General features: G+C 60.0%; 26 protein-coding genes and 1 pseudogene. 19 read left to right on the top strand and 8 right to left on the bottom strand.

Going from position 1 to position 24870, the window contains the following annotated elements:
* Together JWR14_RS05045 and JWR14_RS05050 are read right to left on the bottom strand one after the other, a co-directional pair.
* A partial coding sequence (locus tag JWR14_RS05045; protein ID WP_299702405.1) for a magnesium chelatase domain-containing protein occupies positions 1-187 on the bottom strand: 187 nt, incomplete at its 3' end.
* 106 nt (positions 188-293) lie between these two features.
* Positions 294-563, bottom strand: a complete 270-nt coding sequence (locus JWR14_RS05050) for an accessory factor UbiK family protein (protein WP_299702409.1) — start codon at positions 561-563, stop codon at positions 294-296.
* Positions 564-988: 425 nt separating this feature from the next.
* Here JWR14_RS05050 and JWR14_RS05055 point away from each other — a divergent pair, with 425 nt between their 5' ends.
* The 7 genes from JWR14_RS05055 (at position 989) to ptsP (ending at position 8860) form a co-directional block, all read left to right on the top strand.
* Complete coding sequence (locus tag JWR14_RS05055; protein ID WP_031364354.1) at positions 989-1327, top strand: P-II family nitrogen regulator; 339 nt, start codon at positions 989-991, stop codon at positions 1325-1327.
* A gap of 32 nt (positions 1328-1359) precedes the next feature.
* The gene (locus JWR14_RS05060) at positions 1360-2835 is read left to right on the top strand and encodes an ammonium transporter (RefSeq protein WP_299702426.1); all 1476 of its coding nucleotides are present in this window, start codon (positions 1360-1362) and stop codon (positions 2833-2835) included.
* A gap of 312 nt (positions 2836-3147) precedes the next feature.
* Complete coding sequence (gshA, locus tag JWR14_RS05065) at positions 3148-4437, top strand: glutamate--cysteine ligase (protein ID WP_299702429.1); 1290 nt, start codon at positions 3148-3150, stop codon at positions 4435-4437.
* Between the two features lie 177 nt (positions 4438-4614).
* Positions 4615-5592, top strand: coding sequence for a glutathione synthase (gene gshB, locus JWR14_RS05070; protein WP_299702432.1), 978 nt, complete (start codon positions 4615-4617; stop codon positions 5590-5592).
* A 350-nt stretch (positions 5593-5942) separates the two neighbouring features.
* Positions 5943-6446: a PTS sugar transporter subunit IIB gene (locus tag JWR14_RS05075; RefSeq protein WP_299702435.1), complete on the top strand. Its 504-nt coding sequence runs from the start codon at positions 5943-5945 to the stop codon at positions 6444-6446.
* A gap of 123 nt (positions 6447-6569) precedes the next feature.
* On the top strand, positions 6570-6839 hold the full coding sequence (locus JWR14_RS05080; protein WP_062090111.1) for an HPr family phosphocarrier protein: 270 nt from the start codon (positions 6570-6572) through the stop codon (positions 6837-6839).
* 260 nt (positions 6840-7099) lie between these two features.
* Positions 7100-8860, top strand: a complete 1761-nt coding sequence (gene ptsP / locus JWR14_RS05085) for a phosphoenolpyruvate--protein phosphotransferase (RefSeq protein WP_299702439.1) — start codon at positions 7100-7102, stop codon at positions 8858-8860.
* Here the strand turns inward: ptsP and JWR14_RS05090 are convergent.
* The 4 genes from JWR14_RS05090 to gpmA form a co-directional block, all read right to left on the bottom strand.
* On the bottom strand, positions 8848-10101 hold the full coding sequence (locus JWR14_RS05090) for an autotransporter strand-loop-strand O-heptosyltransferase (RefSeq protein ID WP_299702466.1): 1254 nt from the start codon (positions 10099-10101) through the stop codon (positions 8848-8850). The two genes, ptsP and JWR14_RS05090, sit on opposite strands and share 13 nt — an antisense overlap.
* Before the next feature lie 160 nt (positions 10102-10261).
* Positions 10262-11020, bottom strand: a complete 759-nt coding sequence (locus JWR14_RS05095; protein WP_299702469.1) for a HesA/MoeB/ThiF family protein — start codon at positions 11018-11020, stop codon at positions 10262-10264.
* Between the two features lie 361 nt (positions 11021-11381).
* The gene (locus tag JWR14_RS05100) at positions 11382-12995 is read right to left on the bottom strand and encodes a S41 family peptidase (protein ID WP_299702472.1); all 1614 of its coding nucleotides are present in this window, start codon (positions 12993-12995) and stop codon (positions 11382-11384) included.
* A 538-nt stretch (positions 12996-13533) separates the two neighbouring features.
* The gene (gene gpmA, locus JWR14_RS05105; protein WP_158937138.1) at positions 13534-14280 is read right to left on the bottom strand and encodes a 2,3-diphosphoglycerate-dependent phosphoglycerate mutase; all 747 of its coding nucleotides are present in this window, start codon (positions 14278-14280) and stop codon (positions 13534-13536) included.
* A 200-nt stretch (positions 14281-14480) separates the two neighbouring features.
* On the opposite strand from gpmA, the gene JWR14_RS05110 reads away from it, so the two are divergent.
* The 4 genes from JWR14_RS05110 (at position 14481) to JWR14_RS05125 (ending at position 16794) form a co-directional block, all read left to right on the top strand.
* Positions 14481-14906, top strand: coding sequence for a rhodanese-like domain-containing protein (locus tag JWR14_RS05110; RefSeq protein WP_299702481.1), 426 nt, complete (start codon positions 14481-14483; stop codon positions 14904-14906).
* Positions 14903-15163: a glutaredoxin 3 gene (gene grxC, locus JWR14_RS05115; protein ID WP_158937140.1), complete on the top strand. Its 261-nt coding sequence runs from the start codon at positions 14903-14905 to the stop codon at positions 15161-15163. Before JWR14_RS05110 ends, grxC begins: the two co-directional genes overlap by 4 nt.
* A gap of 134 nt (positions 15164-15297) precedes the next feature.
* Positions 15298-15771, top strand: a complete 474-nt coding sequence (gene secB, locus JWR14_RS05120) for a protein-export chaperone SecB (protein WP_299702488.1) — start codon at positions 15298-15300, stop codon at positions 15769-15771.
* A gap of 24 nt (positions 15772-15795) precedes the next feature.
* A complete protein-coding gene (locus tag JWR14_RS05125; protein WP_299702491.1) occupies positions 15796-16794 on the top strand; it encodes an NAD(P)H-dependent glycerol-3-phosphate dehydrogenase in 999 nt (332 codons plus the stop codon).
* A 32-nt stretch (positions 16795-16826) separates the two neighbouring features.
* Here the strand turns inward: JWR14_RS05125 and trmL are convergent, their stop codons facing one another.
* Positions 16827-17297, bottom strand: a complete 471-nt coding sequence (gene trmL, locus JWR14_RS05130; RefSeq protein WP_299702494.1) for a tRNA (uridine(34)/cytosine(34)/5-carboxymethylaminomethyluridine(34)-2'-O)-methyltransferase TrmL — start codon at positions 17295-17297, stop codon at positions 16827-16829.
* Positions 17298-17317: 20 nt separating this feature from the next.
* Entirely contained in the window at positions 17318-18121 is an 804-nt protein-coding gene (locus JWR14_RS05135) for a ComF family protein (protein ID WP_299702496.1), read from the bottom strand.
* A 168-nt stretch (positions 18122-18289) separates the two neighbouring features.
* Here JWR14_RS05135 and JWR14_RS05140 point away from each other — a divergent pair, with 168 nt between their 5' ends.
* The 8 genes and pseudogenes from JWR14_RS05140 to JWR14_RS05175 form a co-directional block, all read left to right on the top strand.
* Positions 18290-19261: a methyltransferase domain-containing protein gene (locus JWR14_RS05140; protein ID WP_299702499.1), complete on the top strand. Its 972-nt coding sequence runs from the start codon at positions 18290-18292 to the stop codon at positions 19259-19261.
* Positions 19262-19553: 292 nt separating this feature from the next.
* A complete protein-coding gene (locus JWR14_RS05145; protein WP_299702502.1) occupies positions 19554-20030 on the top strand; it encodes a DUF2244 domain-containing protein in 477 nt (158 codons plus the stop codon).
* A gap of 180 nt (positions 20031-20210) precedes the next feature.
* On the top strand, positions 20211-21866 hold the full coding sequence (gene coxB, locus JWR14_RS05150) for a cytochrome c oxidase subunit II (protein ID WP_299702505.1): 1656 nt from the start codon (positions 20211-20213) through the stop codon (positions 21864-21866).
* An 89-nt stretch (positions 21867-21955) separates the two neighbouring features.
* On the top strand, positions 21956-23593 hold the full coding sequence (gene ctaD, locus JWR14_RS05155; protein WP_299702508.1) for a cytochrome c oxidase subunit I: 1638 nt from the start codon (positions 21956-21958) through the stop codon (positions 23591-23593).
* A gap of 106 nt (positions 23594-23699) precedes the next feature.
* Positions 23700-23840 carry a cytochrome oxidase small assembly protein gene (locus JWR14_RS05160; protein WP_299702518.1) on the top strand — a complete coding sequence of 47 codons (141 nt, stop codon included), beginning with the start codon at positions 23700-23702 and terminating at the stop codon, positions 23838-23840.
* Positions 23841-23845: 5 nt separating this feature from the next.
* Positions 23846-24418, top strand: a complete 573-nt coding sequence (locus tag JWR14_RS05165; protein ID WP_299702511.1) for a cytochrome c oxidase assembly protein — start codon at positions 23846-23848, stop codon at positions 24416-24418.
* A gap of 72 nt (positions 24419-24490) precedes the next feature.
* A complete protein-coding gene (locus tag JWR14_RS05170; RefSeq protein ID WP_299702514.1) occupies positions 24491-24697 on the top strand; it encodes a DUF2970 domain-containing protein in 207 nt (68 codons plus the stop codon).
* 61 nt (positions 24698-24758) lie between these two features.
* Positions 24759-24870 (top strand): annotated as a pseudogene (locus tag JWR14_RS05175) (cytochrome c oxidase subunit 3); the annotation flags it as partial.

Raw genomic sequence — 24870 nt, forward strand, 5'->3', positions numbered from 1 at the left:
GGACTGGAAATTCGAAGCCGCAATTCTGGAGCGCGGCGCGTACGCGTTCGCGGCTTTCGCGGACTTCGAGATCGGGCAAGCCGACACTTGAGAACGACGGTAGTCCATTGGCGAGATGAACCTCGACGGTCACCTCGGGCGCGCGCCCAGGGGCGGGCGCGCGGCTGCGCACCACGGCAAGCGACATGATTTGTCCCCGCTGCCGACGCCTCGTAGACACGGGGCGACGGTTTATTGATTCAACATCACGGCTCGCTTAGCCGATGACACGCATTAGCCCACGCTCAGAACATTCAGTCCTGAGTGCTGGACGACGATGCGCCGCCGCCGAGCTTGACCTCCAGTTCCGCGACCCGCCGCTCGAGTTCCTCGAGCCGCGTGCGCGTGCGCACGAGCACTTGCGTCTGGGTATCGAATTCTTCGCGCGTCACCAGATCCAGCTTTGAAAAGCCTTGGGAAAGCATGGCTTTCATATTCCGTTCGATGTCTTTTGCCGGCGAATTCTTGAGCAGTTCACTCATCTTGGCCTGGAACTCATTGAATACATCGTTGGGCTGTTTCATACGGTCTTTCCTCTTGCGCACCATAAAAGTGCATTCATTGTTAGGTCTGTGCTCCGGGAAACCGGATGATCCATTTTGGTGCGCGTTCATACGCATCGCGAGAACTGTAATACGACCGCGCTGCACGATGGAGTGCTTGGGCGGTGGCACTTGCGTGCCGGACCTTGCGAGCACTCTAGCAACGATCCACGGTGCGCGCCAGCGCACGCAGGCAGCGTTGGCCATCCGGTCTATGGGAGCGCGCCGTACCCCTCGAAGCCCTGTTCAGCATGCGTAGGCGCATACATGGCATACGAGTTGCATAAGTGGCCCGGGGCTTGTCCGTGCGCGCTTTTCCGGGCGGTCGGCAATGCGGTGTGGTGCAACAGGCCGCTCCCGACGGGCATGGGGCAACGAGGTATCAGGCACACAACATCGAGGGATACATGAAGCTCATTACCGCAATCATCAAGCCGTTCAAGCTCGACGAAGCACGCGAAGCGTTGTCGGCTATTGGCGTCTCGGGCATCACCGTTACCGAGGTAAAAGGCTTCGGGCGCCAGAAGGGCCACACGGAGCTGTATCGCGGCGCGGAGTACGTGGTCGATTTCCTGCCGAAAGTGAAGATCGAAGCGGCGGTCTCGGACGACATCGTCGACCAGGCCATCGAAGCGGTCGAGCGTGCGGCACGCACGGGCAAGATCGGCGACGGCAAGATCTTCGTCACCCCGATTGAACAAGTCATTCGCATTCGCACGGGTGAAACCGGCGCGGACGCTCTCTAAGAAAAGAAACGGCGATAAGAGGAAACAGAAGAATGCGTAAATTATTGATGTCCTTGATGATGGCGGGATCGCTGCTTGGAGTCAGCGTCGGCGCCGCAATGGCGCAGGATGCCTCGGCGCCTGCGGCTGCATCGGCCGCAGCCTCAGACACGGCCGCAGCAGCACCTGCAAGCGCACCTGACGCCACCGCCAGTGCGGCACCGGCCGCGGCGGCCGCCCCGGCTTCCGGCGCATCCGACGCAGCAGCTGCGCCGGCCGCGCCGACTGAACCGTTCTCCGTGGATTCATCGAAGATCAGTGCCGGCGACACCGCCTGGATGCTGACCTCCACCGCACTCGTTCTGTTCATGACGGTCCCGGGCCTCGCGCTCTTCTACGCGGGCATGGTCCGCAAGAAGAACGTGCTCGCGACCGTGATGCAGAGCTTCGCGATCTGCTGCCTGGTCACGATCATCTGGACGGTCGTCGGCTACAGCCTTGCGTTCACACCGGGCAACTCGTTCATCGGCGGCTTCTCGCGGGTGTTCCTGCACGGCATGAACTACATCAAGGGCGACAAGGGCGTCACGCTCACTGTCAGCCACCTGGCTCCGACGATTCCTGAGTCCGTCTACTTCGTCTATCAGATGACGTTCGCGATCATCACCCCGGCGCTGATCGCCGGCGCGTTTGCTGACCGGATGAAGTTCTCGGCCATGCTCGTGTTCATGGGCCTCTGGTCGATCATCGTCTACTCGCCGGTCGCCCATATGGTCTGGGAACCGACGGGCTGGTTGGCGACTGCCGGCATCCTCGACTTCGCAGGCGGCACGGTGGTTCACATCAACGCCGGTATTGCAGGTCTGGTGTGCTGTCTGGTGCTCGGCAAGCGGGTCGGTTATGGCCGCGAAGTCATGGCGCCGCACAACCTTGTGCTCTCGCTGATCGGTGCTTCCATGTTGTGGGTCGGCTGGTTTGGCTTCAACGCGGGTTCGGCAGTGGCGGCTGATGGCCGTGCCGGTTTCGCGATGTTGACGACGCAAATCGCAACCGCATTCGCTGCATTCGGTTGGATGTTCGCGGAGTGGCTGACCAAGGGCAAGCCTTCGGTGCTCGGCATCATCTCGGGCGCGGTGGCTGGTCTGGTGGCCATTACGCCGGCTTCGGGTTACGTCGGCGTGACGGGTGCAATCGTGATCGGTATTGCGGCTGGCGTGGTCTGCTTCTGGTCGGCAACGTGGCTCAAGACGAAGCTCGGCTACGACGATTCGCTCGACGCGTTCGGCGTTCACGGCATCGGCGGTATTCTCGGCGCGCTCCTGACCGGCATCTTCGCGGTCAAGGACATTGGCGGCGCGGACGGCAGCATCCTGCTGCAAGCCAAGGGCGTGCTCACCACGCTGGTCTACAGCGGCGTGATGAGCTTCATCTTGTTGAAGGTTATCGACATGGTCATGGGTCTGCGTGTCACAGAAGAAGAGGAACGTGAAGGCCTCGACGTGACGCTGCATGGCGAGCACGTCGAATAAGGGGTTTTTCGTTTGGGGGCGATGCCCGGCGCGAGAGGCCGCGGCGTCATCCCCGCAATCGAGCGCAAGCTATTAGCACGGCTCCGAGACAAGCGCAGCGATTTTGCCCGCCCACTTACCGGCGGGCATTTTTTTGTCCTGGTTTTTGTCTTGTTTTTGTCCCGATTTTGTGTGAGGTAACGGTTTCCGGCAGGCGGGATTGGTGCAAGCAGCGGCACGGACCGTGCGAATAGGCTTGGGAAAAGGGAGTTCATACCCAAATACCTGAGGCGTTTGCTCTACAATCTTTCCTCTTAAGTCCGCGAGTCATCAATGGTTCCGCACCTCGTTACGGCTTTAAACGGCCCCTTGCTCGATCTCGAGCGGAAGATACTCGACGCGACGCCGTCCATCGAACGCTGGTTCCGGCTGGAGTGGCAAGAGCACACCCCACCGTTCTACTGCTCGGTAGACCTGCGCAACGCCGGTTTCAAGCTCGCTCCTGTCGATACCAACCTGTTCCCCGGCGGCTTCAACAACCTGCCGGTAGAAGTGCTGCCGCTCGCCGTACAGGCCGCCATGGCGTCGATCGAAAAGATCTGCCCCGACGCGAAGAACCTGCTCGTGATCCCCGAGCGCCATACACGCAACGCTTTTTATCTCGAGAACGTCGCGCGGCTCGCCACGATCATGCGTCAGGCCGGGTTGAACATCCGCTTCGGCACGCTCGACGAAAACATTCACGGACCGGTCACCATTGCGCTGGCCGACGGGCAGAAAATCGTCCTTGAGCCGCTTGAACGCACGCCGCGCCGGCTGGGCCTGAAAAACTTCGATCCCTGCTCGATCCTGCTGAACAACGACCTGTCCGGCGGCATTCCGCCGGTGCTGGAAAATCTCCACGAGCAATACCTGCTGCCGCCGCTACATGCAGGCTGGGCCGTGCGCCGCAAGTCGAATCACTTTGCGTGCTACGACGACGTCGCGAAGAAGTTTTCGAAGCTTGTCGAGATCGATCCGTGGATGATCAACCCGTATTTCGCGCACGTGGAAGGCGTGGATTACGAGGCGCGTACTGGTGAGGAAGCGCTGGCGGATGCTATCGATGGCGTGTTGAAGAAGATTGCGAAGAAATATCGGGAGTACGGAATCAGCGAGAAGCCGTACGTCGTGATCAAAGCCGATGCCGGCACCTACGGCAAAGGTGTCATGACGGTGCACGACGCGTGCGAAGTCGCGGCGCTGACCAAACGTGAACGCGTGAAGATGAACGACGCGAAAGATGGCCTCGAAGTCCACGACGTGATCGTGCAGGAAGGCGTGCATACGTTCGAACGCGTGGAAAATGCAGTCGCCGAGCCGGTGGTCTATATGATCGACCGGTATGTGGTTGGCGGGTTTTATCGTGTGCACGATTCTCGTGACCGCGACCAGAACCTCAACGCACCCGGCATGCATTTCGTGCCGCTCGGCTTTGAGCACACGGCCTTGCCCGACGCCCACGCGAAGCCCGGCGCCGCGCCGCCGAACCGCTTCTATATGTATGGCGTGGTGGCGCGGCTGGGGTTGCTCGCGGCATCGGTGGAACTGGAAAAAACCGATCCCGAAGCCATTCAGGTCTAAGCTTCACCCCATCACGACGGCCGCACGAAGTTGCGGCCGTTTGCACTTCTGACGCGAATGCGCGCGACGTGTTAAAAATCGCGTATTGCGACGGGCTGCAACGTATCGCAAGACTCGACTCGCAGCAACGCGCTTCACACTGATCAAATCAAGGCCGAACGGCCGCTCTGGACGCTTATGGACATCCTTTTTATCGCCGATCCGCTCGATCATTTCAAGATCTACAAAGACACGACTTACGCGATGATGGCCGAAGCCGCGCGTCGCGGACACACGATCTATGTGTGCGAGCCGCAGCATTTGGCATGGATCGGCGGCAAGGTCGAAGGGACGGTTCAGCGCGTGACCATAGTTGGCGACCAAGCGGATTCGGCTCGCTCGCCGTGGTACGAGGCCGCCGCGCCGGAGATCCTCGACCTTAAGCATTTCGGCGCGGTCCTGATGCGTAAAGACCCGCCGTTCGACATGGAATACGTTACGTCAACGTGGCTCCTGGAACTGGCCGAGCGCACTGGCGCACGCATCTTCAACAAGCCGAGCGCGATCCGCGATCACTCGGAAAAATTGGCGATTGGCGAATGGCCGGAGTTCGTCGTGCCCACGCTGGTTACCCGCGATGCCGCGCGTCTGCGCGCTTTCCATGCCGAACACGGCGACGTGATCCTGAAGCCGCTCGACGGCATGGGCGGCATGGGCGTGTTTCGCGTGAAGGCTGATGGCATGAACCTCGGCACGATCGTGGAAATGCTCAGCGACAACGGCGCGCGCAGCGTCATGGCGCAGAAGTTCATCCCGCAAATCACCGATGGCGACAAACGCATTCTGCTGATCGGCGGGCAGCCCGTGCCGTATTCGCTTGCCCGGATTCCGCAAGGCAACGAAGTGCGCGGCAATCTGGCTGCGGGCGGATTGGGCGTTGCGCAGCCGCTGACGGAAAACGATCGCAAGATTGCGGAAACGCTGGGTCAGACGCTTTTCAATCGCGGCTTGCTGCTGGTTGGACTTGATGCCATTGGCGATTACCTGACTGAAGTGAACGTGACCAGCCCGACGTGTTTCCGTGAAATCATGGACCAGACAGGTTTCGATGTAGCAGGCATGTTCATCGATGCATTGGAACGAGCGGCTGCAGCCTGGCAATCGGCTGAGCCCTAAGCGGGAAGCGTGAAAATTAGAAGGGGCTGTCGAAGGGGCGGCCAGGCCGTTGATTTTTCCCAGACTGTTACAATCTCCCCTTCATGAGATTCGTTTCGTGGCGCGATCCGGCCCCGAAATTGAAGTGGAAACTTGCTGCAGCGCAAAACGCTGCGCATGGCGTGCAAAATCCGACTAAGCTTACGTATAGGCGCTTGTTGACCGTTTGCACCCGGATCGATGTTGCAGTCGCATTTTGCAGTGTTTTATTGCGATATAAGTGCAATATCAGGCACCGCAATCGCATATGTAACGGCAAGTTCCCACAATTTCCGACGCATCTCGTCGTTTTTGGGGCAGCACACTCTGACATGGCTGGCATTCTAATCATTGCTCACGCTCCGTTCGCTTCCGCGTTACGTGAGTGCATCACCCACATTTACGGCGGTTTGCCCGCGCGCATCGGTGCTATCGATGTGAAGCCGGATTGCGATCCCGTCGAAGTCCGTGCGTTTGCACGCTCCGAAATCGACCGTCTGAAGGAAGAAAACGGTGCGATCGTCCTGACAGACGTGTTCGGTGCAACGCCTGCGAATATCGCGCAAAGCCTGGCGAGCAACAGCGTTCGCGTACTTGCCGGCGTTAATCTGCCCATGCTGGTGCGCGCTGTCTGCTACAGGACCACGCCGCTGGACACGTTGGCTGAAAAGTCACTGCAGGGCGCATCGAAGGGCATTCAGGAGCTCGATGCATCGACGCCCGCCAATCCTTGTGCAATGGCTAGCGCTGCAGCCGCCGCGGCGGCCGCGGTGACCAATTGTGCTGTCGGCGCTGCCGCGACCAGTTGCATGCCGGCCAAGGTGGCAGCTCACTGAGTCGGGTCTGTGGCGTTTGTCCGGAACTGCTGGCAGCACACTGGCCGCATGCTAAAAAGTCCGTTGAAAAAGTAATGACCCGGCTGCATCGCGTCAGCCCTCTCACTTAGCACCCGGAGCATCATGCTGCAACAGGAAACAACTATCGTGAACAAGCTGGGGCTGCACGCGCGTGCTTCGGCCAAGCTCACACAACTGGCAGGAAACTTTCAATGCGAGATCTGGATGAGCCGCAACGGCCGCCGGATCAACGCGAAAAGCATCATGGGCGTCATGATGCTCGCGGCGGGAATTGGCAGCACGGTGACCATAGAAACCGAAGGCTCCGATGAAGCCGAAGCCATGAAGGCCATCCTTGCGCTCATCGCAGATAAATTTGGCGAAGGACAATGACCTTGTCCTGCCCGCAGCACTAAGAAGAAGCCGCGCATTGACGCGGCTTTTTTGTGTCCGCAGACATGACGCCGACATGAGTGACGCCCGCATGGATGACGGTGACATAGGGTGCAATAAACTGCGTCATTTTGTGACAGAAACTTGCTGCACCGCAAAGGGTGTCATATCGCGTTCGAATTTATAATGGTGCGCGGACTCGCATCGCCAGCCGGTGGTCGACAAAACCGTGAGACACCCATAACTAGAGAGAGGTGCGCGTGTCGTTCACGCTGCATGGAATTCCCGTTTCGCGCGGTATCGCTATCGGCCGCGCGTATCTGATCGCGGCGGCTGCACTCGATGTCGATCACTATCTGGTCGAACCAGATCGCATCGACAGTGAAATTGAACGCTTTCACGCAGCGCAGGCGCAGGTGCACGCGGAGCTGGACGCTCTGCGCGACGATCTGGCTGCGGATGCGCCCAGCGAGATGGGCGCGTTTATCAACGTCCATTCCATGATTCTGAACGACGCCATGCTCGTTCACGAAACCATCGATCTCGTGCGTACGCGCCGCTACAACGTGGAATGGGCGCTGACCGAGCAGCTTGAAATCCTCAGCCGTCATTTCGACGATATCGAAGACGAATATTTGCGCGAGCGCAAAGCCGATATTCAACAGGTGGTGGAGCGCGTGCTGAAGGCGCTAGCTGGTGCGCCGTCCACCGCGACGCTCGTCGTCGATGGCGCGGCGACCAATGGCCACAACGACATGATCGTGGTCGCCCACGACATCGCGCCCGCCGACATGCTGCAGTTCAAGACCCAGGCGTTCAAGGGATTCGTGACGGACCTCGGCGGCCGCACGTCGCATACGGCTATCGTGGCTCGTAGCCTCGGCATTCCTGCATCGGTCGGTGTGCAGCAGGCGAGTGCGCTGATTCGGCAGAACGACTTGATCATCGTGGATGGGGATCACGGCATTGTGATCGTCGATCCGGCGCCTATCGTTCTTGAAGAGTATTCGTATCGGCAGAGCGAAAAGGTGCTTGAGCAACGCAAGCTGCAGCGCCTCAAGTTCTCGCCGACGCAAACGTTGGACGGCACCAAGATCGACTTGTGCGCGAACATCGAATTACCCGACGACGCCAAGACGGCGCTCGACGCAGGCGCAATGGGCGTCGGCCTGTTCCGCAGCGAGTTCCTCTTCATGAATCACAAGGACGAGCTGCCGGAAGAGGAGGAACAATTCGCGGCCTACCGGCGTGCAATCGAGCTGATGAAGGGCCGGCCGGTGACCATTCGAACGATCGACGTGGGCGCGGACAAGCCGCTCGAATCCATGGGCGGCGGCGACGGTTACGAGACCGCGCAGAATCCGGCGCTCGGCTTGCGGGCGATCCGCTGGAGCCTGTCCGAGCCGCAGATGTTCATGACGCAATTGCGGGCGATCTTGCGGGCGTCGGCGTTCGGCCGGGCGAAGATCCTGATCCCCATGCTCGCGCATGCGCAGGAAATCGACCAGACGCTCGACCTGATCCACGAAGCAAAGCGTCAGCTTGACGACGCGGGTATTGACTACGACCGCAACATTCAGGTCGGCGCAATGATCGAGATTCCGGCGGCCGCCATTGCCGTGCGGCTGTTCCTGAAGCGGCTGGATTTCCTGTCGATCGGGACCAACGACCTGATCCAGTACACGCTTGCAATCGATCGCGCCGATAACGCCGTCGCGCATCTTTATGATCCGTTGCATCCCGCCGTTTTGCACCTGATCGCGTTCACGTTGCGCGAAGCGAAAGCGGCGGGTGTCCCGGTGTCCGTATGCGGCGAAATGGCCGGCGATCCTTCCGTGACGCGCTTGCTGCTCGGCATGGGCCTCACCGAGTTTTCGATGCACCCAAGCCAGTTGCTCGTGGTCAAGCAGGAGATCCTGCGGGCGGACTTGAAGGCGTTGCAAAAGCCAGTCGCGGACGTGCTCGCCGCGTATGAACCCGCGGAATTGCTCGCTTCTTTGGCGTTGCTTCAGAAGGTCTGAGTTTGAGTTTGAGTTTGAGTTTGAGTCTGAATAAGGCCGCGCTCGGCGATGAGTTTATCGACGACGCGCATCACGAACTCAGGGGTGATCACCGCCGTGCATTGAAACGGTTGCGGTTTGTCGGTGCGGCGGGGACACCAGGCGAAATTCTGGGCATCGAACTCGGTGGTCATGTCGTTGAAGCAGCTGTTGCAGCCGTGAAAATTGATCACGCGATACGGCGTGCGGAACTCTGTCGACGGATGCGAGAAGCCGCTGATCATGACCACGGGCGTGCCGGCCGCCCATGCGAGCCACGACAGCCCGCTCCCCAATCCGATAAAGAAATCCGCATGATGCAACAGGCTCATGCGTTCCTGCAACGGCCGGTTGCCGGTGAAATCCTCGGCGCCTGCCGGCATCAGGTTCATGTGCTCTGCGTTGCCGTATTGCTTGTCGCGGTCAATGCATAACACTCTATAACCCAGCGTTTTCAAATGATCGATCAGCGTCGGCCAGCCGCGCGGATTGTTCCAGTACTTGCATTGCGCGGTGGATTGCGTCGCGATGCAGACATAACGCTCGGCAATCGTGCGCGTCTTGTCGGCGATAACCACATTCGGCTTGCGTTCCTGACACGGCACGCCCAGCAGATACGCGATCATGTCCTGCATGTTGCTGATGCGCGGGTCGGTGGGTTGGTGATCGCGTTCGGAGAACGGTTTCAGCAGGCCGATGTAATACGTTGCGTAGTACGTATTGCTCTCGCCGTCCAGTTCGGTCTCCGTTGCGAAGTTCAAATCCGGATAACCATCGCGGAAAAGCGGTTGTAGATGCGCTGGCAGGGGCAGAGAAACTTCGCAGTTGTGTTGTTGGCGGAATGCATCAATAACCGGCACCCAGGCGAGCGAATCGCCCAGCGCCAGCGCGTGCATGCGTAGCATGATCTTCTTGCCGGCCGCGTTGAACGAATGAGAAAACACGAGCCGCGAGCCGTCGAATACTTCCAGCTTGAAACGCACGAAATACTTGCGCCTGCTGGTGATCACAGAGTTGGCTTCCACGGGTTCGTCGAGAAGGACATTGAACGTGTCCAGGTCGGTCATGCGGACGTGCCAACCGTCTATGGGCACTTGCACGCGGCAGCCGTAATTGAAGTCGTAGAGGATGCCTTCCGGGCCTGCTAACACCGGGATGCCGGGTTTGGCGAATTCAGTTTCGGTCCTGCCACGTTGCGTGTGACGGATTTCGGTCTCGTTCATGGTCCTCTCCAATTGCGCTGAAAGCATAGTGACCACGATAAGGCGGCCCTACGATCAGGAAAATTGGAGAACTCCTAAATTTGAGACGGCGGCGTGAATAGACGTTTGCGTTGCTGGTAGACGGGGCTTTGGCAGCAGGCTGCCAAAGCCCTTGAACAGACTATTTCTGTGTGTGCGTTCCGCAGACCGGGCAGGTTACCTGTCGTGCAATGTGCATTGTGTTCCATTCCATGCGCAACGAATCGAGCATCATCAGGCGGCCTTGCAGCGTTGTACCGAACCCGCCGATCAGCCGTAACGCCTCGGCTGCCTGCATCGTTCCGATGATCCCGACCGTTGGCGAGAAGACGCCCATCGTCGAGCACGCGACTTCCTCGAACGCTTCGTCCGGCGGGAACACGCATGCGTAGCAGGGCGATTCGGCGGAGCGAAAGTCGAAGGTGCTGATCTGGCCATCGAAACGCAGCGCGGCACCCGACACAAGCGGCACACCGTGGGCGAAACACGCGGCGTTGATGGCGTGGCGAGTGGCGAAGTTATCGGTGCAATCGAGTACGACGGTGGCGTTCGGGACGTTCTGGTCGAGCCAGGCGGCATCGGCTCGAACGGCGACCGTGGTGACCTTCACGCCGGGGTTGAGCGCCTCGAGCGTAGCGCGGGCGGAATCCACCTTCGGCTCACCAACCGATGCACTGGTGTGCAGGATCTGGCGCTGGAGATTGGTGAGGTCGACGGAATCGGCATCGACCAGCGTGATCTCGCCCACACCTGCCGCCGCCAGATACATCGCAGCCGGAGACCCGAGCCCGCCCGCGCCAATGATGATGGCGTGCGCATCGAGGAAGCGCTGTTGCGCTTCAATGCCGATTTCATCGACGAGGATATGCCGGGAATAGCGGAGAAGCTGATCGTCGTTCATCGAGCGCTCAAGTAGGCTACGACCGGAACGCCTGGCAGCAAGAAACAGGCGCGCGATCGTGAAACGGCTATTTTAATCGTGCGTCGAGGAGAGTTGGTGCGTTAGCTGTCGATCAGCGCTTACGCCAGCCCCATGGCACTGCTGGTCCCATGGAGAGCATTTACTTCCGATCCAATGCAATCAACGGATGCTGTGGTGAAGCTGAGGGCGGGAGCGAGACACGCTGGGAGACTGGGGACAACTGACGCGGCACTCAGGTCGTGCCGGAAGAGATGGATGCGGATTCTTTAGTGCTTGGTGCTTGCTGCTGAATCGGTCGGCGCGGACATCAAGCCCGCGCCGACCGAAACCTGGACAAAACTTATTGCGTAGCTGAAGCGGGTACCGGTGCAGATGCTGGCGCCGGCGTAGCGTTGGCACCCGTTACACCCGAAGCAGGCGTTGCATCCGCCCCTGGTGTAGCCGGCAACGCTGGCTTGACAACAATAGGAGCCGAAGCCGACGGAGCCGGCTTATCCTGCGCCAGCTTCCGTTCGGAATACGACTTCGATTCCTGCACCGGCTTGCCCCCAAGCTTGTTCAGCGCTTGCGTGAGCATGAAGTCATCGGCCGTACCGAAGTCGACCGGCTTACGCTCGCGATCCTTGCGGCGCTGCTCTGGCGTCTTCTTGTCGTTCTGCTCTTCAAGAATCCGCAGTTGCTCGAGCCGGTCCGCTTCGCGCGCTTCCTGTTCTTTCTTCTCGTTCGGATCCTGCGTATTGGCCAGGTGGTTCGAATAATCCACTTCGCGCGTGACGAGCGCGTCGTCCGGATCACCTTCAGCGTATTGATCAACCGGAACGTCCGGACGGATCCCCTTGTTCTGGATCGACCTGCCGCTCGGCGTGTAGTAATACGCAGTGGTCAAGCGCAGCGCGGTGTCAGCGGTCATCGGCCGAACCGTTTGCACCGAACCCTTGCCGAACGTGGTCTTGCCGACAATCAACGCGCGATGATGATCCTGCAACGCACCCGCAACAATCTCGGACGCCGACGCAGAGTACGCATTGGTCAACACGACCATGGGCACCTTCTTGAAGATTTCCGGAAGGTTCTTCAGCGGATCAGAGTCGAAGGAAGGCAGGCGATAGTTGTCGTACGTATCGCGGAAGGTTTGCTTCGCGTCCGCGATTTGTCCATTCGTCGACACCACCACGGCGTTGTCCGGCAGGAACGCACCGGCTACGCCGACCGCGCTCTGCAGCAAGCCGCCGCCGTTGTTACGCAGGTCAAGCACGAGACCCTTCAGATCCGGCTGCTGGCGCGCGAGATCTTGTAGCTTCGCGGCAAGATCTGGCACGGTGCGTTCCTGGAAGCTCGTGATCCGGATATAGCCGTAACCCGGCGCCGGAACCTTCATCTTCACGCTCTGCACGCGGATGATTGCGCGGGTGACCGTGACAGGGAAGGTCCGGTCGTCGGTCTTGCGGAAGATGGTCAGCGTGACCTTGGTGCCCGGATCGCCGCGCATTTGCTTGACGGCGTTATCTAGCGTCATGCCGCGTACCGGCTTGTCGTTGATACGCGTGATCAGGTCGCCCGGACGAATGCCGGCGTGGAACGCCGGCGTATCTTCAATAGGCGAAATCACCTTGATCAAGCCATCTTCCGACGAAATCTCGATACCAAGGCCCGCGAAGCGACCCTTGGTCTGCTCCTGAAGCTCTTCGTAATCGGTTTTGTCGAGATAGGACGAATGCGGATCGAGGCTCGACACCATGCCCTTGATGGCCGCGGTGAGAAGCTTTTTATCGTCGACCGGCTCGACGTATTCATGTTTGATTTGCCCGAACACTTCGGCAAACAACCGCAATTGATCGAGCGGGAGAGGCGCGGTGGCAGCTTGCTGGGCGGATGCGGAGAGTTGCAGCGTTGCAAATGCGCCGGTAGCAAGGCCCGCGGCGATCAGGCCGATGTTTTTCAGGTTCTTTCGCATAGAGTCTGTTGCGGTCGGAAGCGGATTAGGCTGCGTCGTGATTGACTGGGCAGTATAACTGCAAGCCCCGGACCACGACTTAAACGCAGCTTAAAGGGCTTCGCCGGGAAATGAATGGGCGGGTTCTTTTTGTGTGCGGCTGCTTCAAAACGCATTATCCGCTCGCAAATGTCGGGCCCGGTTTAGAGATGATTGGCAAAAGGCGAATTGGGAGCGCTTATTTTCGGGCATTCCGACGATAAACGCCGGTGAAGCCGGAGGAATGGAGCATCGCGGGCAGCCTGGCTGCTGGTCAAAACCTGTTGGAAAGGGCGAAGGCGGCGTTGCCGTCGCCTTGACGCCGCGCGGCGAGGAGTGTGGGTCACGGGCGCGGTATGCGAGCGGCCAGGCGACCTCGCCCGGCTCATCCCTCTGTGCTTGGCACCACGGGCGATGTGCACAGCAAGGAAACACCGGGCCCGCTTCGAGCCAAGGGTTACGAGTACCGGATCAATGGATCAAAACACCCGCAACCGCCGGTCATTCTCGAAACAGAGCGTTAGCCCGCCTTCCCTTGTTTCGCAACTGCCGCTTGTGCCTTGGCAATCGCCTCCGGGTCGCCGAGATAATAGTGCTTGATCGGCTTCAGGTTTTCGTCGAGTTCATACACGAGTGGCACGCCGTTCGGGACGTTCAGGCCAACGATGTCGTCGTCGGAAATGCCGTCCAGATACTTGATCAGCGCGCGCATGGAATTGCCGTGCGCGGCGATCAGCACACGCTTGCCCGACTTGATAGCCGGCGCGATGGACTCGTTCCAGATGGGCATGACCCGGGCGACCGTGTCCTTCAGGCACTCGGTCAGCGGCAATTGCTCGCGCGGCACTTTTGCATAACGAGGGTCGTTGAACGCCGTGCGTTCGTCGGACGGATCGAGTGCAGGCGGCGGCGTGTCGTAGCTTCTGCGCCAGATCAGCACTTGCTCGTCGCCGTATTTCTTCGCGGTTTCAGCTTTGTTCAGGCCGGAGAGCGCACCATAATGCCGCTCGTTCAGCCGCCACGAATGGACCACGGGCAAGTACATTTCGTCCATCTGGTCCTGCACGTGCCAGAGCGTGCGAATCGCGCGCTTGAGCACGGAGGTGTAGGCCAGGTCAAAGCTGAACCCGGCTTCCTTGAGCAGCAGGCCGGCCTGCTGCGCCTCATGGTTGCCTTGTTCTGTCAGGTCGACGTCGACCCAGCCTGTGAATCGGTTTTCCTTGTTCCACGTGGATTCGCCGTGGCGGATGAGCACTAGCTTGTACATGATGTCCGTTGAGAGGTCGGTTAGTTAGGAAGCGGCAAAAAAGCAGGAAACTGGCATCGATTCTGTGCGGCAATGCGTTCTGGCGCAACTCAGCCGATCGGCCGAGTCCATCGCGGAGGACGGTTATTTTATAATGGCTGGATTGTCCCGATTTTTTTCGACCTTTCATTTTTCCACACTCCCAATCCGGCGGTCCCGACGTGAAGTTTTTCACCGATTACACCAACCTTGTTCTTATCGCCGTCGCCCTCATTTCTGGTGGGTTGCTGCTTTGGCCGACGATTGTCCGGCGTGGCCGCGGAGGGGTTTCCGCGCCCGAGGCCATTCAATTGATCAACCGGCGCAACGCGTCCGTGATCGACGTGCGGCCGGCCGCCGAGTATTCGAAAGGGCATTTGCCGGCGGCGCGAAACTTCGAGATTTCGGAGCTTCAAGCAAAAACTGGCCAAATCGCGAAGAATAAGAGCAATCCGGTCTTGCTCGTGTGTCAGACCGGCCAACAGTCCCAGAAGGCGAGCCAGATCGTGAGCGATGCCGGTTACGCCGAGGTCCACGTATTGCAAGGCGGGCTGGATGCCTGGCAAAAAGCCGGCATGCCGGTCGTGAAACAAGGAGCGGTAAAGTGAATAAAGTGATCATGTACAGCACGCAGGTGTGCCCGTATTGCCAGATGGCCGAACGTCTACTAAAGTCGCGCGGCGTGGAAAATGTCGAGAAGGTGCTGATCGACCGTGATCCCGCCCGGCGCGAAGAAATGATGACGCGTACGGGGCGCCGTACGGTGCCGCAAGTGTTTATTGGCGAGACGCATGTTGGCGGTTACGACGATCTGTCCGCGCTCGATCGCAAAGGTGGCCTGGTGCCGCTGCTCGAGGCCGCCTGAACAAGTAGCGGATCATCCAGACCGGGCGCGTCGGCCTGAATGCATTCGCTGCGCAATTAAGCTGCCCGTGGTTTTCAGCCGGAAAAAACCGGAAAAGCCGCGAGCAGCACATTAAATAATCAAGGGAATCAACCATGTCTGACGACAACAACCAGCCGTTCTTCAACATCCAGCGCATCTACTTGAAGGACATGTCGCTTGAGCAGCCTAATTCGCCGGGCATTTTCCTCGAGCAGGAAATGCCGTCGGTTGAGGTGGAAGTGGACGTGAAGGCCGAGCGTCTGGCGGAAAGCGTGTTCGAAGTGCTGGTAACGGGCACAGTGACCGCGAAGGTCTCGGACAAGGTCGCGTTCCTGATCGAAGCCAAGCAAGCCGGTATTTTCGATATCCGCAACATTCCCGCCGATCAAGTCGATCCGCTGGTCGGCATTGCGTGCCCGACCATCCTGTTCCCGTACCTGCGCTCGAACATTGCCGACGCCATCACCCGCGCCGGTTTCCCGCCGATCCACCTCGCCGAGATCAATTTCCAGGCGCTGTACGAACAACGTATTTCGCAGTTGTCGGCAGCTCAGGAAGGCGTGGCCAACGGCGCGACGCTGAACTAAATCCCGCATATTCCGGAGCCGGGCATGCAAGTAGCCGTTCTCGGCGCCGGTGCGTGGGGCACCGCGCTGGCTGGTCATCTGGCCACTCGCCACCCCACGGTGCTCTGGGCGCGCGATCGCGCGCTCATCGAGTCCCTGTCCCAATCGCACGAAAACGAGCGCTACCTGCGCGGCATAACGCTGCCTGCAGCGCTTCAGTACGACCGCGATCTGGCTTCGGCACTGACCCACGGCGCGGCCGAAGACGCCTTGTGCGTGGTTGCCGCCCCGGTAGCCGGGTTGCGTGCGTTATGCCGCAACATGCGCGAACTCGGCATTATTCCGGCGCATATAGTCTGGTTGTGCAAAGGTTTTGAAGCCGACACGCAATGCCTGCCGAACGAGGTGGTGGCGGCCGAACTGCCGCAGCAAGCAAGCAACGGCACACTTTCCGGGCCGAGCTTCGCACGTGAAGTCGGGCTGGGTTTGCCAGTGGCGCTGACGATCGCGAGCACGTCCGCCACGCTTGGCGAGCGGACCGTTGCCGCGTTTCATCACGGCGCCATGCGCATTTACACCGGCGACGATGTGATTGGCGTGGAAGTGGGTGGTGCAGTGAAGAACGTGCTGGCCATTGCGACCGGCATTGCCGATGGACTCGGCCTGGGCCTGAACGCGCGTGCCGCGTTGATTACGCGCGGACTGGCCGAGATGTCACGGCTCGGCGTGGCGCTCGGTGGCCGCGCGGAAACCTTCACCGGCCTGACCGGGCTCGGTGATCTGATTCTCACCGCGACCGGAGATTTGTCGCGCAATCGCACGGTCGGCATGCAGTTGGCGACCGGCCGTTCGCTCACCGACATTCTCGCCGCGCTCGGTCATGTGGCCGAGGGCGTACGCTGCGCGTGTGCTGTGCTGGCGTTGGCCGAGTCTCGCGGCATCGAGATGCCGATCACGCAGGCGGTGTGTCGCGTGTTATTCGAAAACGTCGCCCCGCGCGACGCGGTTCACGCGTTATTGAGCCGCGACGCAAAAGCGGAGTGAGGGTTTGCCGGCGCGGGGAAGAGTCGCGAAGCCTATTCACCGCCCTCGAACCCTGTCTGACGCCATGCTTCGAACGTCACGACTGCCACCGTATTCGATAAATTCAAGCTCCTGTTCCCAGGCCGCATAGGCAGGCGCACGCGCCGGTCGTTCGTGAACTGTGTAAGCACCGCGTCCGACAGACCCCGGGTTTCAGCACCAAAGACAAACCAGTCACCCGCTTTAAAGGTATGCCCGAAAAATGGCGTGGAGCCGCGCGTGGTGAAGGCAAACATGCGGCTCACGTCGGGCGTTTCCTTTTCGAGGAACGCGTCCCAGTTTGCATGTACATGCATCTGCGCATACTCGTGGTAATCGAGGCCGGCGCGGCGCATCTTGGCGTCGTCGAGAGGGAAACCCAGCGGTTCGATCAAATGCAGACGGGCGCCGGTATTGGCGCACAGTCGGATCACGTTGCCGGTGTTCGGCGGGATTTCAGGTTCGACCAGTACGACATTGAACATAAGCGATAAACCCGTGAAAATTAGTCTTGCGGCGTGCGTAGCGCGACGAAATTGGTGACACGCCGAGCGCCGGCGGCTTTTAGCGTAAAGGCCAGCGCGTCGAGGGTTGCGCCTGAGGTCATCACGTCGTCGACTATTGCCACGTGCTGGCCGCGTATCTCACGCAGCACCCTGAACGCATTGCCGACATTTCTGCGCCGCGTATCGAGATCAAGCTTTGCTTGCGGCGCCGTATCCCTCGTGCGCTCGATCAGCGTTGCGTCAGCCAACGAGCCGAGCCGGCGCGCAAGTGGTTTCCCGATCGACCACGCCTGGTTGTAACCGCGCGTCCTCAGGCGCCGTGGCGACAGCGGCACAGGTGCGACGACATCGGGTGCCGCCGCATTGGTGTCCTCGAAGGCGGCTTGCAAGTGGCGCGCAAATTCGTCGGCCGTTGCCAGTCGCGCGTGGAACTTGAGATCGAGCGCGAGTGTATCGAGCGGCGCGTGATAGTCGGCCAGCGCAATAGTCGCGTCGAAATGCGGGGGCTCCCCACTGCACCGCCTGCAAGGCAGATAGCCACCATTTTTAACGCCAGCGGATGCTGCCGAGGCAGCAGCAAGAACCGGCACGGGCAATGCACAAACCGGGCACCGTGTGCGCGCCTGATTCCAATACTGTTCATCGCAGCCGGCACACAATACCTTCTGCGACAAATTGCCACACAATGCGCACTGACTGGGCAGCGCGATGTCGCGGATCTGTCCGAGCCGCCGCTGCGCGGCCGCAAAAGCCTCGCGCAGCGAGCCTGGACCACGCCATACGACACCAAACCGTAGCTTCATACGTTCGATCCAAAGAATGCGTGGCAGCGAAAAAACCCGCCCTGAGTGAGCAGACGACGAGCCCACGAGCGCACCGAAGAACCGGCGGAAACCGTTGCGCTGCCTGGTTTGGCTGAACGTTTCAGGAATCGACCGAGTATACTTCGCACTCTTAGAAAGTAGGTTGTCATGTCCCCAACTCCCGCCAATGCTGGCCGTCCAGCCTACGATTCGCGCCATCTGCAGCGAATTTTCGACCGTCGGGCCGCGACGTTCGATGACGTCGCGTTCCTGCCGCGCGAGATCGCGCAGCGCATGCGCGAGCGGCTCGACTACATCAAGGTAACGCCCGTGCGCGTGCTCGACGCGGGCTGCGGCATGGGCGCCGACTTGGCCGGTCTGCGCGAGCGTTTCGCCGATGCATCGGTGCTCGGCATGGATTTGTCAGCGGCCATGCTGGCGCGGGCGAACCAGGCTGAGACGGCTGAATCCGAAGCCAACGCCGGCTGGCGGCGGTTCCTTCCTGCCACGCTGGGCAAGGCATTCGGCGCACGCGGCCCGCAACTGGCGCAGGGAGATTTCGCTCACCTGCCCTTTGCTGCAAGCGCGTTCGAGATGCTCTGGTCGAATCTCGCGCTGCACTGGCACGCGCGGCCCGACCTCGTATTTCCCGAATGGGCACGTGTGCTCAAGGTGAACGGCCTGCTGATGTTCAGCACGCTCGGTCCCGACACACTGAAAGAGCTCAGCGGCGCGTACGCGCAGGCGGAAAAATCACTGGGTCTGACGCCGCGGCGCCACACTATCGAATTCGTCGATATGCACGATCTCGGTGACATGCTGGTCGAGAGCGGTTTCGAGATTCCGGTGATGGATCAGGAGGTGCTGACGATCACGTACAAGTCGCCGGAATCGCTGCTGATGGACGTGCGCCGCTGGGGGGCTTACCCGCGTGACGTTGCGCCGCAAACGCAGGCTCGCGCGTTGCGTGACGCGCTTCACGCGGCGCTTGAAGCGCGCCGCCGCGAAGACGGCACGATCCCACTGACCTTTGAAGTGATCTATGGACACGCATGGAAGGCGGTGCCGCGAATGACGGCGGAAGGGCACGGTATTGTGAGGCTTGAAGATATAGGACGAGGCTCAAAACGGAGCAAGTAAACCAGTCAGAAAGACCATTCCCACCCCTCGAATACACGCGTTGACAAGCATCCAAAAGGATGCGGCAAAAGGGCGCAGAGGCTTGTGCGGCTTGGCTTTGCGGCGTGCACCACCTTGCTTGTGGATGCTGGGCAACGCGCCTATAATGCGTCAGTTTGTCGCCGGCCTGGCATGATTTTGGGCGTATTCCTAGTGATTGGCGGTGGCAATCCAGTGTGCGCAGGCGAGCAATACAGGCAGCAAGTAAGCAGCACGCAGCGCGGGTGAGACAAATCTGACGCGGGAGACGGCGATGCAAGCAACTGATCTGCCGATGGACACCGAACCGGTCGTAAAGGACTGGTTGATCAAGCGGAACTGTTCTGTCTCGCCGCGGCAATTCGTGGCCTTCTACGTGTCGCTGGCGCTGTTTTCGTTGCTGATCGCTAGTTTGCTGGTGTGGGCGGGCGCTTGGCTGGTGCTGCCTTTTACGGGTATCGAGTTGCTGGCGGTCGGTATCGCGTTCGTCATTTATGCGCGGCATGCTGTCGACTACGAACGGATCCTGCTGTTTCACGATCGGCTTCTGATCGAGCGGATGGATGCGGAAACGCTCACGCAGATGGAGTTCAATCCGCGCTGGGTGAGAGTCGAGCCGGGGGCAACGCCGAGAGATCCGGTGAAGCTGGTGTCGCGGGGGGAGTCGGTGCCGGTCGGGATACATCTGGCGCAGCATCGTCGCAAGCAGTTTGCCGTCGAGTTGCGGATGTGGCTGAGACGCTGTAACTGACGGTCTGGAAATGTCGTCCGGGCGCATTCGGGGAGACCGGTTGTCAGCGCCCGGTATAAGGCAAGAAGCATGGAATTACGTAGCAAGCGGCACACGCATCGACACGCGCCGCCGAATAGATCGTTTCCAGGGGAGGCGATGCATGAGTCGGACGGGTGCATACGGGGGTCGAGGGTCTGAATGGAAATTTTGGGTAAGGAAGCTATGAAAACAATCAAGCGAGCCCTGTCGGGCGTGCTGGCGTTAAGCGGACTCCTGTTCGCCGGCGCAGCCCTGGCGGTCAACGACGTTCCCGGTGGTCCTGGAGTGAATGAACTCAACTTCCAGACCCCGGTGACGAAGATCGCCGAGGAGCTCTACAGCCTCCATACGTTCATGCTGATCATCTGCACGGTGATTTTCCTCGGCGTGTTCGGCGTGATGTTCTATTCGGTCCTGATGCACCGCAAGTCGAAGGGACATAAGGCAGCCAACTTCCACGAAAGCACCACTGTCGAAATCATCTGGACGATTGTCCCGTTTGTGATCGTCGTGTTGATGGCGCTGCCGGCGACGAAGACCGTGGTCGCTATGAAAGACACCACCAACGCTGACCTGACCGTGAAAGTGACTGGTTATCAGTGGAAGTGGGGCTACGACTATGTGAAGGGGCCGGGCGAAGGCATCAACTTCCTGTCCACGCTGTCCACGCCGCGTAGCCAGACGAACGGTCAGACACCTATTGGCGAGCTTTATCTGCAGGAAGTCGACAACCCGCTCGTGGTTCCGGTCGACAAGAAAATTCGCATCATCACTACGGCCAACGACGTCGTGCACTCGTGGTACGTGCCAGCGTTCGGCGTGAAACAGGATGCAATCCCAGGCTTCGTGCGCGACACGTGGTTCAAGGCTGAGAAGGTCGGCACGTTTCGCGGCTTCTGCACCGAGTTGTGCGGCAAGGAACACGCGTTCATGCCTGTCGTGGTCGTAGTGTTGTCGGCTGACGACTACGCGGCATGGGTCGATGGCCAGAAGAAGAAAATGGCCGCCAGCGCGGACGATCCGAACAAGACCTACACGATGGACGAACTGAAGGCGCGTGGCGCGCAGGTCTATTCGTCGAATTGCGCGGTCTGCCACCAGCCGACCGGCAAGGGGGCAGGTCAGTTCCCGGCGCTCGACGGCAGCAAGATCGCCAATGGCCCGATCGCGGAACACGTCAGCATTGTGCTGAAGGGCAAGGGCGCGATGCCGAATTGGGGCGCGACGTTGAATGACGTCGAGATCGCTTCGGTGATCACGTACGAACGCAATACCTGGGGCAATCACACCGGCGACATCCTGCAACCCCTGCAAGTTGCCGATGCACGTAACGGCAAGATGCCGGCGGGTGGCGATCATCTGGCGGGCGCAGGCGCAGCGGCGGCCGGTTCGGATGCGGCGGCGAGCGGTGCGACGGGTGGTTCGGACGCAGCAAGCGCGGCTCCGGCGGCCTCTGCGGCACCGGCATCCGACGCATCGGCTCCGGCGGCTTCCGCAACTTCGCTGCCGGCGAGCGTGTATTTCGAGACGGGCAAGGATGCTTTGCCCGCCGATGCCGCCAGCGCGGTCCAGGCTGCTGCTGATTATTCGAAGGCGCATCCCGACGCGAAGTTGACGCTGTCAGGCTTCACCGACGCAACCGGCTCTGCCGCGAAGAACGCCGAACTGGCGAAGACGCGTGCGCAGGCTGTTCGCGATGCGCTGAAGGCCGCGGGCGTGGCGGAAGACCGCATCATTTTGAAGAAGCCGGAAACGATCACGGGAGGTGCTGACCCGAGAGAAGCACGGCGCGTAGAGATCAGTCCGGCTGCCTGACGGTCGTACCCAAACGGCCAGCTTCCTTCTGAAAGGAAGCTGGCGTAGCGTACACCCAAGTGCCGCAGTATTCGCTTTAGGAGATTGTCATGTCTAGCATCGGACACGATGTAACCGCGGGCCACGAACATGGCCACGCTCATGATCACGGTCATGACCACGACGAGCACGCGCACGAACTGCCGTACGGCTGGCGTCGCTGGCTATTCGCGACGAACCACAAGGACATCGGTACCTTGTACCTGCTGTTCTCGTTCATCATGTTCCTCTCCGGGGGCGTGATGGCGCTGATGATCCGCGCCGAGCTCTTCGAGCCTGGCCTGCAGATCATGCGCCCCGAGTTCTTCAACCAGTTGACCACCATGCACGGCCTGATCATGGTGTTCGGCGCGATCATGCCGGCGTTCGTCGGCTTCGCGAACTGGCAGATTCCGCTGCAGATTGGCGCGTCGGACATGGCCTTCGCGCGGATGAACAACTTCAGCTTCTGGCTGCTGCCGGTGGCTGCCATTCTGCTGATCACGTCGTTCTTCGTTCCCGGCGGCGCAACCGCTGCCGGCTGGACGCTGTACGCACCGCTGTCCACGCAGATGGGCCCGGGCATGGACTTCGCCATTTTCGCGATCCACTTGATGGGTGCATCGTCGATCATGGGCGGTATCAATATCGTCGTGACGATCTTGAACATGCGCGCGCCCGGCATGACGCTGATGAAGATGCCCATGTTCTGCTGGACCTGGCTGATCACCGCCTACCTGTTGATTGCCGTGATGCCGGTGCTGGCAGGCGCGATCACCATGGTGCTGTTCGATCGCCACTTCGGCACGTCGTTCTTCAATGCCGCAGGCGGCGGCGATCCGGTGATGTACCAGCATATCTTCTGGTTCTTCGGGCATCCCGAGGTGTACATCATGATCTTGCCGGCGTTCGGGATTGTGTCGCAGGTGATTCCAGCGTTCTCGCGCAAGCCGCTGTTCGGTTATAGCTCGATGGTGTATGCCACGTCGTCCATCGCGATTCTCTCGTTCATGGTCTGGGCGCACCACATGTTCGCCACCGGCATGCCGGTGACAGGCCAGCTCTTCTTCATGTACGCGACCATGCTGATCGCGGTGCCAACGGGCGTTAAGGTGTTCAACTGGGTCGCCACCATGTGGCGCGGTTCGTTGACCTTCGAGTCCCCCATGTTGTTCGCCATCGGCTTCCTGTTCGTGTTCACCATGGGCGGTTTCACCGGCTTGATCCTCTCCATGGCGCCGCTTGATATCCAGATGCACGGGACTTATTACGTGGTGGCGCACTTCCACTACGTGCTGGTGGCGGGGTCGTTGTTCGCGCTCTTCTCCGGGTGGTATTACTGGTCGCCGAAGTGGACCGGCTGGATGTACAACGAGACGCGCGGCAAGATCCACTTTTGGGCGTCGATGATCTTCTTCAACATCACCTTCTTCCCGATGCACTTCCTGGGCCTCGCCGGCATGCCGCGTCGTTATGCGGATTACCCGGCGCAGTTCACGGACTTCAACCAGGTTGCGACTATCGGCGCGTTTGGTTTCGGTCTGGCGCAGGTGTACTTCCTGTTCGCGGTAGCGTTGCCGGCGTATCGCGGCGGTGGCGATCTGGAGAAAGCCGACGACAAGCCGTGGGACGGCGCCGAAGGTCTGGAATGGACCATACCGAGCCCGGCTCCGTTCCATACGTTCGAGCAGCCGCCGCACGTGGAGTGAATACTGGCGGTGCGACCCGTTGCGCAGATGTTGAAGCAAAACGGGACGCGCGCCACGCACGACAATGACAGCGAAGCGCATGACTAGCGGAATAAAGCCTGAACGGATGAACCGGAATTCACAGAAGCAACGCACGCCCGCGCAAGTTCGCGCAGGTAACAAACGGCTTGGCCTGATCCTGCTGGCAGTGGCCGCGGTATTTTTCGCGGCGGTGGTCGTCGATCAGTACGTCCGCTCTAGAGGCTAGGAAACGTGTCGACGCCCGAGGAGATCAAGGAAGATCGCGCGTTCAACCGCTCGATGATGGTCAAGCTGATTGTGGTGGCGGCTGCCATGTTCGGTTTTGGTTTTGCACTGGTGCCCATGTATCGCGCGATCTGCTCGATTACCGGCATCAACAATCTCGTGCAGCGGGACGTCGGCGCACGGGAAGCGAAGAATACGCAGGTCGACACGAGCCGCAAGATTTCCATCGAATTCGATGCAAACGCGCGCGGCCCGTTGCAGTTCAAGCCGGAACAGAACACGCTGGACGTGCATCCGGGCGAAGTGATGACGGTGATGTACGAGGTGACCAACCAGCAAGCCCGCACGATTCAGGCGCAAGCCATTCCGAGCTACGCGCCCATGCAGGCCACCGAGTATTTCAAGAAGATTGAGTGCTTTTGCTTCACGCAGCAGACGTTGAAACCGAACGAGACCCGGCGCATGCCCGTGGTGTTCGTGGTGGATCCGAAGCTGCCCAAGGATGTGAAAACGATCACGTTGTCGTACACATTCTTTGAGTTGACCGCGCCTGCGTCGGTGTCGCGAAGCGGTATTTAGCCCAAGGCTGCGCTTCGGGCAAGCACGCGCGGCAGGCTGTATATAAACCGCGCAACGCGGCGGAGACGTGAGATGGTTGAAACACAAAAGCAGGCGCCGAAGAACAGTTTTCTCCGGTTGCTGAAGGCGGTTTTTTGGTCGTTTTTTGGCGTGCGCCGTCGCAGCGACCTGGAAAACGATGCCTCGCTCAATCCGCTGCATCTGATTGCGGCCGGGGTGATTGGGGCGGTGTTGTTTATCGTCGTGTTGCTGGTGGTGGTACGGGCGGTGGTGGGATAACGCCAGTGGTGTTGCTGCGCAAGGATCAAGCGGCGGCAGTGGCAGCAAAAAATTCAAGCAACTGGATCGAAGTGGAGAATCAATAATGAGCGGTCAAAACGAAAGCCCGTACTATTTCGTCCCGCAGCCGTCGAGGCATCCGATCATGGCCGCCACCGGCCTGCTGATCTCGA

The sequence above is a fragment of the Caballeronia sp. genome (assembly GCF_028292365.1).
Lineage (GTDB): Bacteria > Pseudomonadota > Gammaproteobacteria > Burkholderiales > Burkholderiaceae > Caballeronia.

Excerpts from the sequence above, each read along its gene's own strand:
- JWR14_RS05050 (WP_299702409.1), bottom strand. The coding sequence starts at position 563 with ATGAAACAGCCCAACGATGTATTCAATGAGTTCCAGGCCAAGATGAGT.
- JWR14_RS05055 (WP_031364354.1), top strand. The coding sequence starts at position 989 with ATGAAGCTCATTACCGCAATCATCAAGCCGTTCAAGCTCGACGAAGCA.
- JWR14_RS05060 (WP_299702426.1), top strand. The coding sequence starts at position 1,360 with ATGCGTAAATTATTGATGTCCTTGATGATGGCGGGATCGCTGCTTGGA.
- gshA (WP_299702429.1), top strand. The coding sequence starts at position 3,148 with ATGGTTCCGCACCTCGTTACGGCTTTAAACGGCCCCTTGCTCGATCTC.
- gshB (WP_299702432.1), top strand. The coding sequence starts at position 4,615 with ATGGACATCCTTTTTATCGCCGATCCGCTCGATCATTTCAAGATCTAC.
- JWR14_RS05075 (WP_299702435.1), top strand. The coding sequence starts at position 5,943 with ATGGCTGGCATTCTAATCATTGCTCACGCTCCGTTCGCTTCCGCGTTA.
- JWR14_RS05080 (WP_062090111.1), top strand. The coding sequence starts at position 6,570 with ATGCTGCAACAGGAAACAACTATCGTGAACAAGCTGGGGCTGCACGCG.
- JWR14_RS05090 (WP_299702466.1), bottom strand. The coding sequence starts at position 10,101 with ATGAACGAGACCGAAATCCGTCACACGCAACGTGGCAGGACCGAAACT.
- JWR14_RS05095 (WP_299702469.1), bottom strand. The coding sequence starts at position 11,020 with ATGAACGACGATCAGCTTCTCCGCTATTCCCGGCATATCCTCGTCGAT.
- JWR14_RS05100 (WP_299702472.1), bottom strand. The coding sequence starts at position 12,995 with ATGCGAAAGAACCTGAAAAACATCGGCCTGATCGCCGCGGGCCTTGCT.
- gpmA (WP_158937138.1), bottom strand. The coding sequence starts at position 14,280 with ATGTACAAGCTAGTGCTCATCCGCCACGGCGAATCCACGTGGAACAAG.
- secB (WP_299702488.1), top strand. The coding sequence starts at position 15,298 with ATGTCTGACGACAACAACCAGCCGTTCTTCAACATCCAGCGCATCTAC.
- JWR14_RS05125 (WP_299702491.1), top strand. The coding sequence starts at position 15,796 with ATGCAAGTAGCCGTTCTCGGCGCCGGTGCGTGGGGCACCGCGCTGGCT.
- trmL (WP_299702494.1), bottom strand. The coding sequence starts at position 17,297 with ATGTTCAATGTCGTACTGGTCGAACCTGAAATCCCGCCGAACACCGGC.
- JWR14_RS05135 (WP_299702496.1), bottom strand. The coding sequence starts at position 18,121 with ATGAAGCTACGGTTTGGTGTCGTATGGCGTGGTCCAGGCTCGCTGCGC.
- JWR14_RS05140 (WP_299702499.1), top strand. The coding sequence starts at position 18,290 with ATGTCCCCAACTCCCGCCAATGCTGGCCGTCCAGCCTACGATTCGCGC.
- JWR14_RS05145 (WP_299702502.1), top strand. The coding sequence starts at position 19,554 with ATGCAAGCAACTGATCTGCCGATGGACACCGAACCGGTCGTAAAGGAC.
- coxB (WP_299702505.1), top strand. The coding sequence starts at position 20,211 with ATGGAAATTTTGGGTAAGGAAGCTATGAAAACAATCAAGCGAGCCCTG.
- ctaD (WP_299702508.1), top strand. The coding sequence starts at position 21,956 with ATGTCTAGCATCGGACACGATGTAACCGCGGGCCACGAACATGGCCAC.
- JWR14_RS05160 (WP_299702518.1), top strand. The coding sequence starts at position 23,700 with ATGAACCGGAATTCACAGAAGCAACGCACGCCCGCGCAAGTTCGCGCA.
- JWR14_RS05170 (WP_299702514.1), top strand. The coding sequence starts at position 24,491 with ATGGTTGAAACACAAAAGCAGGCGCCGAAGAACAGTTTTCTCCGGTTG.